Origin of the sequence: Mycobacterium sp. E2479 (genome assembly GCF_001667925.1) — a bacterium.
Classification (GTDB): domain Bacteria; phylum Actinomycetota; class Actinomycetes; order Mycobacteriales; family Mycobacteriaceae; genus Mycobacterium.
In genome coordinates this window covers 42,320-56,383 of record NZ_LZJR01000096.1, presented here as the reverse complement: position 1 = coordinate 56,383, position 14,064 = coordinate 42,320, and the positions used below count along the sequence as shown (strand labels likewise).

General features: G+C 67.3%; 18 protein-coding genes and 1 pseudogene. 8 read left to right on the top strand and 11 right to left on the bottom strand.

Annotation, left to right across the window (positions count from 1 at the left end):
• The first annotated feature begins 11 nt into the window (after window positions 1–11).
• Complete coding sequence (locus A5686_RS15080) at window positions 12–797, top strand: sulfite exporter TauE/SafE family protein (protein WP_067935581.1); 786 nt, start codon at window positions 12–14, stop codon at window positions 795–797.
• A gap of 46 nt (window positions 798–843) precedes the next feature.
• Here the strand turns inward: A5686_RS15080 and A5686_RS15075 are convergent, their stop codons facing one another.
• Both A5686_RS15075 and A5686_RS15070 read right to left on the bottom strand, forming a co-directional pair.
• On the bottom strand, window positions 844–1,929 hold the full coding sequence (locus A5686_RS15075; RefSeq protein ID WP_067935578.1) for a glutamate--cysteine ligase: 1,086 nt from the start codon (window positions 1,927–1,929) through the stop codon (window positions 844–846).
• Between the two features lie 22 nt (window positions 1,930–1,951).
• Window positions 1,952–2,386 carry an anti-sigma factor antagonist gene (locus A5686_RS15070; protein ID WP_067935576.1) on the bottom strand — a complete coding sequence of 145 codons (435 nt, stop codon included), beginning with the start codon at window positions 2,384–2,386 and terminating at the stop codon, window positions 1,952–1,954.
• Between the two features lie 153 nt (window positions 2,387–2,539).
• On the opposite strand from A5686_RS15070, the gene A5686_RS15065 reads away from it, so the two are divergent.
• Window positions 2,540–3,157: a TetR/AcrR family transcriptional regulator gene (locus A5686_RS15065; protein WP_067935572.1), complete on the top strand. Its 618-nt coding sequence runs from the start codon at window positions 2,540–2,542 to the stop codon at window positions 3,155–3,157.
• Here the strand turns inward: A5686_RS15065 and A5686_RS15060 are convergent, their stop codons facing one another.
• Together A5686_RS15060 and A5686_RS15055 are read right to left on the bottom strand one after the other, a co-directional pair.
• On the bottom strand, window positions 3,158–3,823 hold the full coding sequence (locus A5686_RS15060) for a DedA family protein (protein ID WP_067935568.1): 666 nt from the start codon (window positions 3,821–3,823) through the stop codon (window positions 3,158–3,160).
• A 3-nt stretch (window positions 3,824–3,826) separates the two neighbouring features.
• Window positions 3,827–4,669: an SGNH/GDSL hydrolase family protein gene (locus A5686_RS15055; protein WP_082947640.1), complete on the bottom strand. Its 843-nt coding sequence runs from the start codon at window positions 4,667–4,669 to the stop codon at window positions 3,827–3,829.
• Between the two features lie 49 nt (window positions 4,670–4,718).
• Between A5686_RS15055 and A5686_RS15050 the strand changes: the two genes are divergently transcribed.
• Window positions 4,719–5,534, top strand: a complete 816-nt coding sequence (locus A5686_RS15050) for an IclR family transcriptional regulator (RefSeq protein WP_067935561.1) — start codon at window positions 4,719–4,721, stop codon at window positions 5,532–5,534.
• Here A5686_RS15050 and A5686_RS15045 read toward each other — a convergent pair.
• Genes A5686_RS15045 through A5686_RS15025 form a run of 5 tightly spaced genes read right to left on the bottom strand, consistent with a single transcriptional unit; the run spans window position 5,531 to window position 9,198 of the window.
• A complete protein-coding gene (locus tag A5686_RS15045) occupies window positions 5,531–6,253 on the bottom strand; it encodes a class II aldolase/adducin family protein (protein WP_067935559.1) in 723 nt (240 codons plus the stop codon). The genes A5686_RS15050 and A5686_RS15045 overlap by 4 nt on opposite strands.
• A complete protein-coding gene (gene hcaB / locus A5686_RS15040; protein WP_067935556.1) occupies window positions 6,250–7,044 on the bottom strand; it encodes a 3-(cis-5,6-dihydroxycyclohexa-1,3-dien-1-yl)propanoate dehydrogenase in 795 nt (264 codons plus the stop codon). Before hcaB ends, A5686_RS15045 begins: the two co-directional genes overlap by 4 nt.
• Window positions 7,041–7,307 carry a dihydrodiol dehydrogenase gene (locus A5686_RS15035; RefSeq protein ID WP_067935553.1) on the bottom strand — a complete coding sequence of 89 codons (267 nt, stop codon included), beginning with the start codon at window positions 7,305–7,307 and terminating at the stop codon, window positions 7,041–7,043. The genes hcaB and A5686_RS15035 overlap by 4 nt, the downstream gene beginning before the upstream one ends.
• Complete coding sequence (locus tag A5686_RS15030; protein ID WP_067935551.1) at window positions 7,304–7,843, bottom strand: 3-phenylpropionate/cinnamic acid dioxygenase subunit beta; 540 nt, start codon at window positions 7,841–7,843, stop codon at window positions 7,304–7,306. The genes A5686_RS15035 and A5686_RS15030 overlap by 4 nt, the downstream gene beginning before the upstream one ends.
• Window positions 7,840–9,198, bottom strand: coding sequence for a Rieske 2Fe-2S domain-containing protein (locus tag A5686_RS15025; RefSeq protein WP_067935549.1), 1,359 nt, complete (start codon window positions 9,196–9,198; stop codon window positions 7,840–7,842). Before A5686_RS15025 ends, A5686_RS15030 begins: the two co-directional genes overlap by 4 nt.
• 284 nt (window positions 9,199–9,482) lie before the next feature.
• Here A5686_RS15025 and A5686_RS15020 point away from each other — a divergent pair, with 284 nt between their 5' ends.
• From A5686_RS15020 to A5686_RS15000, 5 genes are read left to right on the top strand one after another with little or no spacing between them, the layout of a single operon-like run.
• Complete coding sequence (locus tag A5686_RS15020; RefSeq protein ID WP_067935546.1) at window positions 9,483–10,454, top strand: Rieske 2Fe-2S domain-containing protein; 972 nt, start codon at window positions 9,483–9,485, stop codon at window positions 10,452–10,454.
• Window positions 10,451–10,936: a hemerythrin domain-containing protein gene (locus A5686_RS15015; RefSeq protein WP_067935544.1), complete on the top strand. Its 486-nt coding sequence runs from the start codon at window positions 10,451–10,453 to the stop codon at window positions 10,934–10,936. Before A5686_RS15020 ends, A5686_RS15015 begins: the two co-directional genes overlap by 4 nt.
• Before the next feature lie 60 nt (window positions 10,937–10,996).
• Complete coding sequence (pcaH, locus tag A5686_RS15010; RefSeq protein WP_067935541.1) at window positions 10,997–11,770, top strand: protocatechuate 3,4-dioxygenase subunit beta; 774 nt, start codon at window positions 10,997–10,999, stop codon at window positions 11,768–11,770.
• Entirely contained in the window at window positions 11,763–12,326 is a 564-nt protein-coding gene (pcaG, locus tag A5686_RS15005) for a protocatechuate 3,4-dioxygenase subunit alpha (RefSeq protein WP_067935538.1), read from the top strand. Before pcaH ends, pcaG begins: the two co-directional genes overlap by 8 nt.
• Entirely contained in the window at window positions 12,323–13,552 is a 1,230-nt protein-coding gene (locus A5686_RS15000) for a lyase family protein (RefSeq protein WP_067935535.1), read from the top strand. The genes pcaG and A5686_RS15000 overlap by 4 nt, the downstream gene beginning before the upstream one ends.
• A gap of 32 nt (window positions 13,553–13,584) precedes the next feature.
• Here the strand turns inward: A5686_RS15000 and A5686_RS27980 are convergent.
• A pseudogene (locus A5686_RS27980) lies at window positions 13,585–13,701 on the bottom strand (TetR/AcrR family transcriptional regulator); the annotation flags it as partial.
• A gap of 42 nt (window positions 13,702–13,743) precedes the next feature.
• Window positions 13,744–14,010 carry a hypothetical protein gene (locus A5686_RS14995; RefSeq protein WP_067935532.1) on the bottom strand — a complete coding sequence of 89 codons (267 nt, stop codon included), beginning with the start codon at window positions 14,008–14,010 and terminating at the stop codon, window positions 13,744–13,746.
• Window positions 14,011–14,064 lie beyond the last annotated feature (54 nt).

The window sequence follows — 14,064 nt, the reverse complement described above, 5'->3', positions numbered from 1 at the left end:
GTTTTTCTTCGGTGTCGCCATTCCAGATGTTCCTCATATGCCTGGCCGGGCTGGGGGCTGGTGCGATCAACGCGCTGGTCGGGTCCGGCACCCTGATCACCTTCCCCACGCTGGTCGCGCTCGGCTACCCGCCGGTGACGGCGACCATGTCGAACGCGACGGGTCTGGTCGCCGGCAGCGCCTCGGGCACCTGGGGCTATCGCACCGAGCTGCGCGGTCAGTGGGATCGGCTGCGATGGCAGCTCCCGGCATCGCTGGCCGGCGCGGTTCTGGGCGCCTATCTGTTGCTGCACCTGCCCGAGCGGGTGTTTGCCGAGATCGTCCCGGTGTTGCTGGTGCTGGCGCTGGTGCTGGTGGTTGTCGGGCCGCGGATCCAGGCGTGGACGGCCCGCCGCGCCCAGGAGGCGGGACGGGCGCCCGAGCACGTCAGCCCCCGCCGGATGGCCACGCTGGTGTTCGGCACCTTCGCCGTCGGCGTCTACGGCGGCTACTTCACCGCCGCACAAGGCATCCTGCTGGTCGGCCTGATGGGTGCGCTGCTGCCGGAGTCGGTGCAGCGCATGAACGCGGCCAAGAACTTGCTGGCACTGGTGGTGAATGTGGTTGCCGCCGTTGCCTATACATTGGTGGCGTTCGACCGGATCAGCTGGCCCGCGGCGGGGCTGATCGCGGCCGGCTCACTGATCGGCGGGCTGCTCGGGGCGCGTTACGGGCGCCGGTTGCCGGGCAACGCGCTGCGCGCCATCATCGTGGTCGTGGGTTTGATCGGTCTGTATCGCCTGCTCGCCGTGGCGTGACGAGACATCATGTGCGACAACGTGATTGACCCGCGCAAGGCATTCCTCAACTCAGCGTGGCCCTGGCGGCTTCGGTGATGACGTCGCGCACGTCATGGTGTTTGCGCCACGCCCGCAGCTGACGCATCGCCCCGTTACCGTCCGATAGGACGCGCTCGAGTTCGCCGACGACGCCGTCATATTCGCCCAGCGACTCCAGCGCGGGGCGCACCCGCTGCACCAGCGCTCCCAATTGCTCACCGGCCCGGACCGCACCGCATCCGTGGACCAAATCCAATGCGTGACCGGATAACCCGTCGTGAGCGGCCTTCCAGTACGCCGCGCGTAGCGCACCCGGCGGCAACCGCCGCGCGTCATCGGGCGAGTCGAGCGCGGTCATTACGGCCGCCCTGATCAGGGTGGCAAGCAGCACCGTCTCGGCGACCGTGGCCGGAACGTCGGCCACCCGGACCTCCACGGTCGGAAAGTCCGCCGAAAGACGTATGTCCCAATAGATCATGTCCTTATCCAGGATCACCCCGGTGTCGACCAACATGCGCACCGCATCGTCGTATTCGTCGGGTGAGGCGAAGAATGGCGGCGCTCCCGCCGCGGGCCAGCGCCGCCACAGCACGCTGCGCCAGCTCGCGTAACCACTGTCCGCGCTGCGATAGACCCGCGAATTCGCCGACAGCGCAAGCAAAGACGGCAGCCACGGGCGCAGCCAATTGCTGACATGGACGGCCGCGGCACGATCGGGCACCTGCACATGCACGTGGCAGCCGCAGATGCCCTGTTCGTGCGCGATCATTCCGAACTGTTCGCCGATCTTGCGGTAGCGCGGGGTGTCGGTGACGGGAAACTCGTGCGGTGTGGCCGGCGGAAGCCCGCAGGCCAGCAGTCGGACACCGGCGGCCTCGGCGGCCCGCGCCGCGGTGCGCCGCAGCCGGCTCAATTCCCCACCCAGTTCGGCGCTGGTCGAAGCCACCTGCGAGGTGGTCTCCACCTGGCAGCTGCTCAGTTCGAGCTGCAGCGTGACGCCTTGCCGCTCGGCCTCCGCGGCGACCGCGGCGTTGTGCGGAGCGGGCTCGCCGGTTTGTGGGTCGACGAGCAGAAATTCTTCCTCGGCACCAATGGTGGGATGGTCGCCCATGAGCCGATTTCGGCCCTGGGAGCTATCGGCGGGCGGCTGCCGAGAGGGCGGAGTCGACGGTCGGGTAGATCGGCAGCACGCCGCTCAGACCGCAAGCGTCGACGATGCGTGTGACGATCGGCGCGCAGCTCACCAGGCGCAGGTCGATGCCGCGTTCCCGGCACCTCTTGGCCTCTTCGGCCAGCACCTCGAACGCGCAGCAGCCCATGAAGTCGAGTCCGGTCACGTCGACGACGAAGGGGCCGGGCTCGGCGACGCCGCTGGCCGCCTCTGACACCAGGTGGCGCCAGGTGTCCTCGTTGCAGGCGTCGATCTCGCCCCCGGCATAGATCACCACCGACGGGCCGCTGCGATCCGCGGTCGCCCGCAGCGTGGAATTGGGGTCGCCGAGTTCGTAGACGAGTTTCGTGCTCAGCGCCAAATGGCTGGTGGGCATCGCTTCAATGACGGAATTCATGATGGACCCCCTGATCGAAAGGCGCCGAGACGCCTCGATGGATGCCCGTCCTAATGTCTGAAGACAGACTTTTCGTCTTGCGTGAATCTCTTTTCTATAACGAGACAGGTCGGTCTGTCTACCGGCGGGGGCTAAGAGTACGTTAAGTCCTGTATGACAACACCCGATGTCGCAGCACCCAGCGCGTCGCCTCGCGAACGCCTTCTTACCGCGGCCTATGAGCTGTTCAGCCGGCGGGGCATCCGCGCGGTGGGCACCGATGAGGTGATCGCCCGGGCCGGTGTCGCCAGGGCGACGCTGTACCGCCATTTCTCGAGTAAGAATGACCTGGTGCTGGCCGTGCTGGAACGCCGCGAGGAGATCTGGACCCGCGGTTTGATCGAAGAGCAGTCGCGCCAGCGCGGCAGTAGCCCTGAGGAACAGTTGCTGGCGATCTTCGACGTGATGCATGACTGGTTCCAGCTCCGCGATGGCTACGAGGGTTGCTCGTTCATCAACGTGCTGCTCGAGGTCGGACCCGATCACCCGGCCGGTCAGGCCTGCATCACCCACATCGATCACGTCCGTGACATCGTGCGGCGCCGCGCCATGGCGGCCGGTCTTACCGACGTCGAGGACTTCGCCTCGTCCTGGCACATTTTGATGAAGGGCGCGATCATTCTGGCCGCCGTCGGGGATCCGGACGCCGCGCTGCGCGCCCGCAAGATGGCCCGTGCCCTGATCGACGAACACCGGCCGCCGTTGGTGGCCGATACCGACGAGGCCGTGTAGTCAGACGGGGTCGGACGCGCCTGCGCCGGTCTTGCGATAATGCTCGGCCTCTAATTCCGCGATCATCCGAGATGTGCGTTCCCGCAACAGGATCGCGGCAGTCAGCCCGACCACGACGGCGATCACCAGGCCGATCCAGGAGAACCGTTCCAGCCAGCGTTCGGCCGCGATTCCGGCGTAGTACACCAGCGCGGTCGTGCCACCCGCCCAGCAGATGGCGCCCGACACGTTGGCCGCCAGGAACCGGCGATAGTGCATCTTCAGCGCCCCCGCCAGCGGGCCGGCCAAAATCCGTAGGAGCGCGATGAACCGGCCGAGAAAGACGGCGCGAGCACCCCAGCGGTTGAACAACTTTTCCGCGAGCGCGACGTGGCCGGGGCCGAAGTGTCTCGGAAAGCGCCGGCCGAGCCGGTCGAAGAGCGGCATGCCGAATCGGCGTCCGATCGCGTAGCCGATCGAATCGCCGATCACCGCGCCCATCACCGCGGCGACGCCCACACCGAGCGGATTGACGGCCAGGTCATGGTGCGACGACATCAGCGCCGCGGTCACCAGCACGATCTCACCCGGCAGGGGAATGCCCAGGCTCTCGATCCCGACCACACCGCCGACCACCAGATAGACCGTGATCGGTGGAATCGAGTGCAGCAGGGGCTCCAGATTCATGCGTCAAGGATGCCTGACCGGCCGCGGATCCATGGTCTGAGGTGTGCGCTGGAATTCGCTCGGGGTGCCCAGCCCTTCCAGCCACGGACGCTTGGGCTCGCGCCCGTCGTAGGAAGACAGCCCGCGCAACCGCCGCCAGATCCAGGGGAAGAAGCTCTCTCGTGTCCAGCGCAACTGCTCGTACATGCCGGCCGCGAAAAAGCGCTGGGTGGGGTCGAGTCCGCCGCGGGCCCAATCACGTTTGGCGTCAGGCAAATCGAGCGCTTCGGCGGCCGCGGCGGCGAACAGCATGTGGCCCTTGCTCGACGCGTGCACCCGGTCAACGGACCAGGTGTCCAACTCGCGCATCGAGGGAGCGTTGTACAAGTCGACGAGCCGGAAATCGTAGCGATCGGCGGCGGCGCTGATGACCCGGTTGATGCGGGTGAGCCGCCCCGCCACCAGGCGTCCCAGCGGGAGGAACTGCGCAACGTTCGGGAAGGTCGTCGTCACCACCGTCGCGCCGGATCCGGCCAGCGCGGCATAGATGTGCTCCAGGTCTGCCAGGGCCGGCGCGAAGGATCGTCCGGGCTGGATGACGTCGTTCATCCCGGCGCAGATGGTGATCAGGTCGGGCCGCATCGCCAGTGCCCGCGGAAGTTGCTCGGTGAGCACGTGGCTGATCCGTTTTCCGCGGATCGCGAGGTTGGCGTACTGCAGACCGGGATAGAGCGAATCGATGGTGACCGCGAGCCGGTCGGCGAATCCGAGCAGGCCGACGGTGTCGTCGCCGTCCCACAAACCCTCGGTCTGGCTGTCACCGATGGCGACGTAACGGTGATATCCAGCGTGAATAGCCCCGCTCACGATGCCGAGAATAACTGAAGCCGCGCTTATTACTGGTTACCGTGGAGCCATGCCACACAAGCGTGAGTCGGGCGCCGAGGACGCCACGGTGGCACCAGGCGCCGATCCGCTCGCGCCGCAGTATCCGATCGAGTCGGTCGACAACGCGCTCAAGCTGTTGCTGTTGTTGGGTGAACAGCCCCAGATCCGGTTGAGTGAGGCGACGCGCTATCTGGGCGTGGCGTCATCGACCGCGCATCGGTTGCTGGCGATGCTGGCCTATCGCGGGTTCGTTCGGCAGGACCCGGTGTCCAAGGCGTACCTACCCGGTCCGTCGTTGACCGGGGTGGCGTTCGCGATCTTCGGCCGCATCGACATCGCGCGATCCGCCGCGCCCGTCATGCGCGCCCTCAGCGAACAACTGCGCGAAACGGTGCACGTCGGCATGCTGGACGGGGCCAGCGTCCGATTCGTCGCCGCGGTCGAGGGGCCGGCCGCCGTGCGGGTGGCGTCGCGGCTTGGCCGCGTTATGCCGGCCCATTGCACCTCGACGGGCAAGGTCATGCTGGCCCAGTTGCCGCACCCGGAATTGCGTGCGCTGCTGCCGCGAGAGCGGCTGAAGCGCATCACCTCGCGCTCGATCGGCACCCGCACCGCGTTGGAAGCCGAGCTCGTCGATATCCGCGAGCGCGGCTACGCCACCAACTCCGAAGAGAGTGAGGAAGGCGTCGCCTCGGTTGCCGTGCCGATCCCGACCCGCGCACCCGGGCTGCGGCTCGCGCTCAACGCCGCCGCGCCACAACACCGGCTGGAAGCCTCCCGGTATCCGGCGGTGGCCGCCGCACTTGTTGCGGCCGCCAAGGAGATTGGGGATCAGCTCGGCTAGCGTCCGGCAAGCCGTGCCACTTCGTGGCGCCAGGCCGCCTCGGCGGTGAACGCAGACCCCAAGTCCGGCAGGTCATCCCAGTCCGCGTCGTCGATGTCGCGCAGCGCGGCGCCGGTCGCGAGCACCCGCAGCGACATCCGCGCCAGCGCGTCGAGGCCGATCACCTGCAGCACGGCCTGGGGCACTGTCGCGGCGGCGCTGGTGATTCCGTGTCCGCGGCAGATCACCACCGGCCGGTCGCGCATCGCCGCCACCATTTCCTTGCCCAGGCGCGAATTTCGGATCAGCACAGCTCGTTCGTAAACGGGAACACCGCCGCGCGCCAACCAGGCGCCGGGAATGTCATAGGCGCCGTAGATCGGCCGGAGCGTGATGCCGGCCAGGTCGGCCGCGACCACGTTCGGTGGATGTAGGTGCGCGACCGCGACATGCCCAGGGTCGGCCAGCATGGTCTCGATGTGGATCGACAGTTCGTTGGGCACGCGATACCCGTCGAGTTCGCCTGGGGCACCGGCGGTACCGTCGAAGGTGATCAGCCGGATGTCACTGGGTCGGGTGAATGCCACCCCAATGTCGGTATCGCTTCGGCAGCGCACCAGCAGGCGCCCATCGCCGACGCGCAGGCTCAGGTGGCCGAGGATGCCGTCGACCAGTCCGCGGGCCGCCGCGACGCGACACCCCTGCGCCACCAGAGCGCGCTGCTGCTCGAGGTCGGTCATCGCGGCGCGCCCAACCCGAATCCGCCGTCGGGCCGCACGGTTTCGCCGGTGATTCCACGCGACCGCTGGGACGCCAAAAACACGTAACTCCACGCGTGGTCCGCGCCGGTGAGCGCGACATGCAAGGGACTGCGCGCGGCGACGTCTGACGCCCGGTCCGGCCCGTCGTCCAGCCGAGTCTCGCCGAGCCCCAGGCTGGACAGGCCGCGCAGGTCGGTGTTGAGTGTGCCGCCAGGCGCCACCCCGTTGACCCTGATGTCCGGGGCCAGTTCGTGCGCCAACGCCGAAACCAGCCCGCGCACCGCGAATTTCGAGGCGACGTAGAGCGCCCCGCCGCGTCCGGGATAGAACGACGACGCGGACTCGGTCAGCACGATCGAGGAACCGCTCGCGTTCCGCAGCGCCGGAAGCGCGGCCTTGACCGACAGCAAATGGCTGAGCACGTTGGTGCGAAACATTTCGTCGAACGCGCCGGGGAGTGCGTCGGCGCCGATGTCGCTCACACCTCGGTAGAAGTCGAAGACCCCGACGCAGTTGACCAGGGTGTCCAATCCGTCGAAGGCATCCAAGGCGGCGGCGACGGCGCGGTCATTGGCCTCGCGCGTGGTGGCGTCGCCCTCGACCACCGGAACCTGAGGCAGCTGTTGCCGCAACTCCTCACACTTGGATGGATCTCGTTCCAGCACAGCAGTATTGGCACCCTCTGCGCCGAAGGCCGCCACCACGGCACGGCCGATCCCGGAACCGGCCCCCACCACCAGGGCTCGCTTGCCCTCCAGCCAGCCGGTCATGGTGCAGGTTCGGTGTCGTCGGGCAGCAGAGGCGCATGGGAATTGCCTACCATGGCGGCCAGCGTCCGAGGGTTCTGCCAGGTCAATGCCTCGACCTCGAGCGCGTCGAGGGTGATCCACTGTCCGGATCGCGGCGCGGCGATCAGCAGGCGCGATCCGTTGCGGGTGTCGACCCGGTGCACCATGACCTCGGTGAATTCGTTTGCGACGCTGATCGGTTCGCCGACCGCACCGTCGAGCAGCTGCTGCAGCTGATCGTTCATAGGAACACCGCCAGGTTCTGCATTCTCAGCACCGACTCGTCGGCGATAATGGTGCGGCGGGCCAGCTTCCAGCGATCATCGCACCAGCGCAATACGTCCTGGCGCCCGCATGACATCAGGGCGCTGTCGTTGACGTCGCCCCGGCTGCGGAACAGCAGTTCGGCCGATTCGACCACCAGGTGAGCGTCGTCGTCGCCGGTGAAGGTGCGCACGTTGGTGATGAAATGACGCAGCCGCGACGGGGGGTCCTCGGCCCACACGTGCTCGGTGCCCATCCGCGCCACCCGCTGGGACAGCGAGTATTTGTCCTCGTCGAAATGGTCCATGCCGGGGCCCCTTTCCGGCGACGTGTCGAAACCGGCGCCGCGCGCGGTCGTGACGCGCACCGGCATGGCGTAGCGGACGTCGTCGGTCAGCATGTCCAGCCACGCCTCATACTGCTGGGCGTCAAGCAGGTACGCCTCGTCCACCAGGAATCGATGTGCCCCGAGGTGCCGAGTGTCGTTGAACGGCAGTGACCGCGGCGGCTCTTTCATGCGGGCGCCCGCTGCAGATAGTCGGCCCACATGTTCAGCAGCGCTCGCTGGTTGTGCTCGTTGTAGCCGACTTGCGCGCGCCCCGGTCCGTGGAAAGCGCCCGGCGGCAACGGCTTTATGACGGGACTATCGTCGGCGAGCAGACCCATCCGGCTGTTCAGCAGCAGCCGTCGCGCCATCGAACCGCCCGCGGTGGTGGTCAGCGACACCCAGTTCTCCACGTCGTCTTGTTCGAACATGCCGGTCGACCCGAAGCACATCAAATACGCCTTGTACGAGTCTTGTTTGTACTGCGCCGGAGCGGCAGAGTCCACCGCGAACCACGAGCACACTTCCGTTTCATTCTCACTGATGGGCTGCCACAGCCGGATCGAAATGAACGGCAACACCTCTGCCTGCCGGCCGTCGCCGCGGTCACGCACCTTGGGCCAGTTGTGCACGAAGCTGAGGTTCGGAAAGCACGTCGCGGCCGAGATCATGAATCCATCTTCGCCGACCACCCGCTGCTGTTGCGGTGTCCAGGCGCCCTTGATCCGGCCGATCATCTCGTCGGGGTAACCGACGTAGCGCATCCGCGCGTCGAAGTCGCCGGGCGGAAGTTTGTAGGTGGTCCCGCCGCCGCGGTGCGCCCAATAGGTGGCGCCGTCTTTGCGCTTCTGGGCTTTCGGCTCGCGGAAGAGCCCGATGTCGACGATTGACGCATGGGTGTGCGGGGTGTGGTACATGTCCCCGGCGAAGTTCTCGGCGCCGATCTTCCAGTTCGCCTTGATCCGCCAGCGCTGCGGCCCCCGCACCTGGACACCGCCGGCGCTTTGCCTGGTGTAGTAGTCCAGATAGAACTTGAAGTCGCCGAGGAACTCTTCCAGCGGTTCGGCTTCTGGGTCCATGCTGATGAACAGCAGGCCGTTGTAGCTCGCGAAATTGGGTGCGGGCAGCAAACTTTGGCCCTTGGTGAACCCCTCATCGCCACCGTAGGCCTCCCGGTGAAACGGCAGTCCGGTGAGCCGGCCGTCGTTGCGGTAGGTCCAACCGTGGTAGGGGCAGCGGAAGTTGGAGGCATTTCCCATCTCCGCCCGACAGACCTGCATTCCGCGATGCAGGCACATATTGAACAGCGCGCGTACGGTGCCGTGCGAGTCGCGGGTGATGATGAACGAGTCGTCGAGCACGCGGCGCACCACGTAGTCGCCGTCCTGCGGGATTTCGGACTCGTGCCCCACGAAGGTCCACGCCCGGCTGAACAACCGTTGCTTCTCCAGCGCGAACAGTTCGGAGTCGTTGTAGATGTGCGCGGGGATCATTCCCCGGCGCACGTTCTCGAAGACCTCGACCAACTCACCGCGACGGTTTGTCATGGGTCCCCTGCGACCTTTCTGTCTTACAGAAGCACTCTCCGCTCAGTAGAATCTCGCAGTCTGCGGCGCCGGTCAATCACCAGGCGGTCCTGCCGACCAGACTGCTACAAGCATGCTTGGTGCTGATTCACAGGTTTCCGACAAATAAATGGTGGAAGCCCGCGGCTACGGTGGGTCACGACAGAACCACCTCGCCCGCGAGCGCGGCGTAAACAAGGGGTAAACTTTCGGTTTTGCGGTAATTAACCATTGTTTTCCGCTGATCTGAGGAAGGAACTGGTGCCATGGTGGGCCGGCCACGAGGGGGTCGATTGCAGCAGGTGGGATCGAGGGTTCTGGCCGTCATCGGACGCCAGGACTGGATCGATCGGCCGAGCTATCGGTTCGAACATCTGCTGAGCTTCGCCTACAACGGGCTCGGTGGTGCCCGCAACACCGTCACCAACGCACTCAACGGGGTCTGGCTAGGTCACCCGGTGCACCCGCCACTGGCGTCGCTGACCAGTGGTGCCCTCGGGACCACGGTGGCCCTGGACGCGCTGAGCCTGCTGCCGGGTCAGCCGGCAGCCGAGGTCGTCGACGCATCGCGTTTCGCGTCGCGCGCACTCGGGGTGGGGATCCTGGCGAGCCTCGGCTCGGCGGTCACCGGCGTCACCGACTGGCAGCACACCCACGAGGAGGACCGCCGCATCGGCGCGGTGCACGGCCTGGTGAACGTGGCCGCCACCGCGCTGTACATCCAGTCCTGGTGGGACCGGCGCAAGGGGCGCCACGGGCGGGGCATCCTGCTGACCGCTCTCGGCTACGGCATCACCGTCGCCGGCAGCTACCTCGGTGGTGCGCTGGTCTTCGAGTCCGGGATCGGCATCGACCAATCGGGTCCGCGACTGCGCACCTCCACCTGGACGCCGGTGCTGCCCGCAAGTTCGTTGAACGGCAAGCCGGTACGCGTCGAGGTCGACGGGGTGGGCCTGGTGGTCTGCCGAACCAGGCCAGGTGAGGTGGCGGCTTACGGGGAATTCTGCCCGCACCTGGCCGCACCGATGGCCGACGGCTGGATGGACCGGGGCCGGCTGGTTTGCCCCTGGCACGGTTCATGGTTCGCCGCCGAGTCCGGCGAAGTTGTGCGCGGCCCGGCAGCAGCGCCGCTGCCGTGCTACGAGGCCCGATTGGTCGACGGAGTGGTCGAAGTCCGCGGTGAGCGGCGGCACGCTCCCGGCGGCGCGGTTGGAATCGCAAAAGGAGGAACCAATTGAACGCCTATGACGTGCTCAAGGATCACCACGTCGTGATCAAGGGCCTGGGCCGCAAGATCAGCGACGCACCGGTGAATTCCGAAGAGCGGCACGCCCTTTTCGACGATTTGCTGATTGAGCTCGACATCCACTTCCGCATCGAGGACGACCTGTACTACCCGGCGCTCAAAGATGCCAGCAAGCTGATCGCGGTCGCGCACGCCGAGCATCGCCAGGTGGTCGACCAACTTTCCGTGCTGCTCAGAACCCCGCAGAGCGCGCCCGGCTATGAGGACGAGTGGAACTCCTTCAAGACGGTGCTGGAGGCCCACGCCGACGAAGAGGAACGCGACATGATTCCCGCTCCCCCGGAAGTGAAGATCACCGACGTCGAACTCGAGGAGCTGGGCAACAAGATGGCCGCGAGGATGGAACAGTACCGCGGCTCGGCAACCTACAAGATGCGCACGAAGGGGCGCGCGGCGCTGGTGCGTTCTCTGTAATCCCGACGACACCGCCCGCTTGCGGCATTCGGTGGGCCACCGAGAGTAGCCTCACGGCACATGAACCCCGAGCCTGTCGCCTCTCAGGGTGACATTTCGGCGGAGATCGCCCGCATCGCAGCGCAATACCAGGGCGTCCGCGGGGGAGTCGGGCAACGCGAGCTACCGCGGCTGGACTATCCGCCGTACCGCAGCACGATCCTGCGCCATCCCAAGCAACCGCTGGTGGTGGTCGACCCCGAGGGGGTCGAACGATGGGCGCCGTGCTTCGGCCACCAGGACGTCGACCCACTCGATGCCGACTTGACCGCCGGGCACCCAGGCGAGCCGATCGGGGAGCGCGTCGTCGTGACAGGGCGCGTCCTCGACGACTCCGGTCGGCCGGTCGCGGGGCAGCTGGTGGAGATCTGGCAAGCCAATGCCGGCGGCCGCTACCGTCACCAGCGCGACCAGCACCCCGCTCCGCTCGACCCGAACTTCACCGGCGCGGGCCGCTGTCTGACCGGTCCGGACGGCACCTACCGCTTCCTGACCATCAAGCCCGGCCCCTACCCGTGGCGCAACCACCACAATGCGTGGCGCCCGGCGCACATCCATTTCTCCGTCTTCGGAACCGCTTTCACCCAGCGACTCGTGACCCAGATGTACTTTCCGGGCGATCCGATGTTCGGGCTGGACCCGATCTTTCAGTCGATCCTGGATCCCGCCGCACGCCAACGGCTGATCGCCCGCTACGACCATGACCTCACCGAGCCGGAGTACGCGACGGGGTACCGATGGGACATCGTGTTGGCCGGCGGTGCGCGAACCCCGACCGAGCGTGCAGATGACTGAATCAGCCTGCACGCCGGGGCAAACCGTCGGCCCCTTCCTTCACCTGGGACTGCCATATCCCGGTGACAACGCGCTGATCGGCCCGGGCCATTCGCAGGCGATCCGGCTGCACGGCACGGTGTACGACGGCGCCGGAGCCGTCGTCCAGGACGCGCTGATCGAGCTCTGGCAACCCAACAGCGCGGGAGGCGTTGCGCGCCAAGCCGGTTCGCTGCGCCGCGAGCCCACGGTGTTCACTGGTTGGGGACGCTGCGCGACCGACGATGCCGGAAGCTACTCCTTCACCACCCTGCGGCCCGGATCGGCGATCGCGGGGCGACCGCCGTTCTTCGCGCTCACCGTGTTCGCCAGGGGACTGCTGGACCGGCTGTACACCCGGGCCTACCTGCCGGGCGCCGAGTCGCACTCCGATCCGCTGTTGGCGGCCGTAGCCGCCGAGCGCCGGCCCACATTGCTCTGCGCCGCCGAAAACGAGGGTGCGGCGTACCGTTTCGACATCCACCTGCAGGGCCCGGCCGAGACCGTGTTCCTGGCGTACTCGGAAGACGCGCGATGAGCAACCTGTTGTGGCCCGGAGACCATCGCGCCGGCGACCACATGACCGATGAGGCGCTGCTGGGATCGATGGTCGCGGTGGAGTGCGCGTGGTTGGACGCGCTGGCGGCCGCCGGCCTGGCACCCGCCGAGTGCGCCGGCGCCGAGCTGTGGAACCTGGTCACGCACAACGACGGTGAATCGATCGCCGTCAGCGCCGAGGGCGGCGGCAACCCGGTTATTCCGCTGGTGAAGCTGCTCCGGCAACGGGCGGAGTCGGGCATCGCGCCCTGGATTCATCGCGGGCTCACCAGCCAGGACGTCCTGGACACCAGCCTGATGCTGGCCGTGCGCGCGGTCGCCGATCACCTGACAACCGAGCTGAGGCAGCAGGTTGGTACGCTGTCAGAACTCGCGAAACAACACCGGGGCACGCCGATGGTGGCCCGGACCCTTACCCAGCATGCCGCACCCACCACCTTCGGCGTCAAGGCCGCCGGCTGGCTGAACGGCATTGTCGACGCGTTCGAGCGGGTGGCGGTGCTGAGCACGCCGATCCAAATCGGCGGCGCCGCAGGGACATTGGGCGCCACGACGGAACTGGCGGCGTTGCTCACCGGCACCAGCGACGCGGCCGGCGTCGCACTGCAGCTCGTGCGAAACGCCGCAACCACATTGGGCTTGCATGACCGGTCCACGTGGCACACCGCCCGCGCACCCATCACCGCGGCCGCCGACGCCTTGGTCGGCTGCACCGACGCCTGGGGTCGCATCGCCTCCGACATCGTCACCCTGGTGCGCCCGGAGATCGCCGAACTCGACGAGCCGGCGGCCGCCAACCGCGGCGGGTCGTCGTCGATGCCGCACAAGCGAAACCCGGTGCTGTCCATCCTGATCCGTCGTGCCGCCATCACGGCCCCGCCGCTGGTCGCGACGCTGCACACGGCGGCGGCGCTGGCCAATGACGAGCGGCCGGACGGGGCATGGCACGCCGAATGGGATACCCTGCGCACCCTGGCCCGCCGCACCGTCGTCGCGGGGTCGGAATGTGGCGAGCTGCTGGCCGGGTTGACCGTGCACCCGCAGCGGATGGCCGAAAACTTGGCTGTCGCAGACGTTTCCGGTGAGCAGCGGGCGATCGCCGAGCTGGTGAGCAAGGAGCCGTCATCAACCTACCTCGGTGCCGCCGAGCAGTTGATCGCAGCGAGCCTGGGCCGTGCGGCGCGCGTGCTAGCTCAGCGCCGATAGATGCTTGCCAGCCAGATGTGCACCCACTCGTGCAACAGCCGCTCGGCGGTTGCATGTATGGCCTGCTCGCGGTCGTCACCGCAGTGGTGCGACGCGCGCCGGCCCCGCGGGGCCCGCAGGTGCCTTATTTGTGTCCGGAGGCCGGACACGCCCGTCGATTAAGAACGGCGCTTTGCTGGACGGCGACTTCGCTAGTCCGCCACCGCAATCTCGATGGACAAGCACTCACCCAGCGCGTGCGCGGCGGCCCAGTCGCCGCCACAGACGGCGCGCTCGAGTTCGTCGACCAGCGGGCTGTCGGCGGCACCCAGGTCGGCCAGCCACGCCGCCACGGTCTGCGTGATCTGGTCAGCGGGCACCCGAGCCATGTGCCCTTTGTGGAGGCGGTCGGTCAACTGATAGATCGTGGCCGTCGGCCGGCGCTGCGGCCAATGAACCATCCATTTCGGTGAATTCATCGTCCCCTCCCCGCTAACCTCGACGACTCATCCGGCCCGGCGGCGCTTGCAGCA

Bases quoted from the DNA above. Each gene is read 5' to 3' on its own strand.
- A5686_RS15000 (WP_067935535.1), top strand. From the start codon at position 12,323: ATGAGCAACCTGTTGTGGCCCGGAGACCATCGCGCCGGCGACCACATG.
- A5686_RS15035 (WP_067935553.1), bottom strand. From the start codon at position 7,307: ATGAACGATCAGCTGCAGCAGCTGCTCGACGGTGCGGTCGGCGAACCG.
- A5686_RS15045 (WP_067935559.1), bottom strand. From the start codon at position 6,253: ATGACCGACCTCGAGCAGCAGCGCGCTCTGGTGGCGCAGGGGTGTCGC.
- A5686_RS15025 (WP_067935549.1), bottom strand. From the start codon at position 9,198: ATGACAAACCGTCGCGGTGAGTTGGTCGAGGTCTTCGAGAACGTGCGC.
- pcaH (WP_067935541.1), top strand. From the start codon at position 10,997: ATGAACCCCGAGCCTGTCGCCTCTCAGGGTGACATTTCGGCGGAGATC.
- A5686_RS15030 (WP_067935551.1), bottom strand. From the start codon at position 7,843: ATGAAAGAGCCGCCGCGGTCACTGCCGTTCAACGACACTCGGCACCTC.
- A5686_RS15050 (WP_067935561.1), top strand. From the start codon at position 4,719: ATGCCACACAAGCGTGAGTCGGGCGCCGAGGACGCCACGGTGGCACCA.
- A5686_RS14995 (WP_067935532.1), bottom strand. From the start codon at position 14,010: ATGAATTCACCGAAATGGATGGTTCATTGGCCGCAGCGCCGGCCGACG.
- A5686_RS15065 (WP_067935572.1), top strand. From the start codon at position 2,540: ATGACAACACCCGATGTCGCAGCACCCAGCGCGTCGCCTCGCGAACGC.
- pcaG (WP_067935538.1), top strand. From the start codon at position 11,763: ATGACTGAATCAGCCTGCACGCCGGGGCAAACCGTCGGCCCCTTCCTT.
- A5686_RS15060 (WP_067935568.1), bottom strand. From the start codon at position 3,823: ATGAATCTGGAGCCCCTGCTGCACTCGATTCCACCGATCACGGTCTAT.
- hcaB (WP_067935556.1), bottom strand. From the start codon at position 7,044: ATGACCGGCTGGCTGGAGGGCAAGCGAGCCCTGGTGGTGGGGGCCGGT.
- A5686_RS15020 (WP_067935546.1), top strand. From the start codon at position 9,483: ATGGTGGGCCGGCCACGAGGGGGTCGATTGCAGCAGGTGGGATCGAGG.
- A5686_RS15075 (WP_067935578.1), bottom strand. From the start codon at position 1,929: ATGGGCGACCATCCCACCATTGGTGCCGAGGAAGAATTTCTGCTCGTC.
- A5686_RS15070 (WP_067935576.1), bottom strand. From the start codon at position 2,386: ATGAATTCCGTCATTGAAGCGATGCCCACCAGCCATTTGGCGCTGAGC.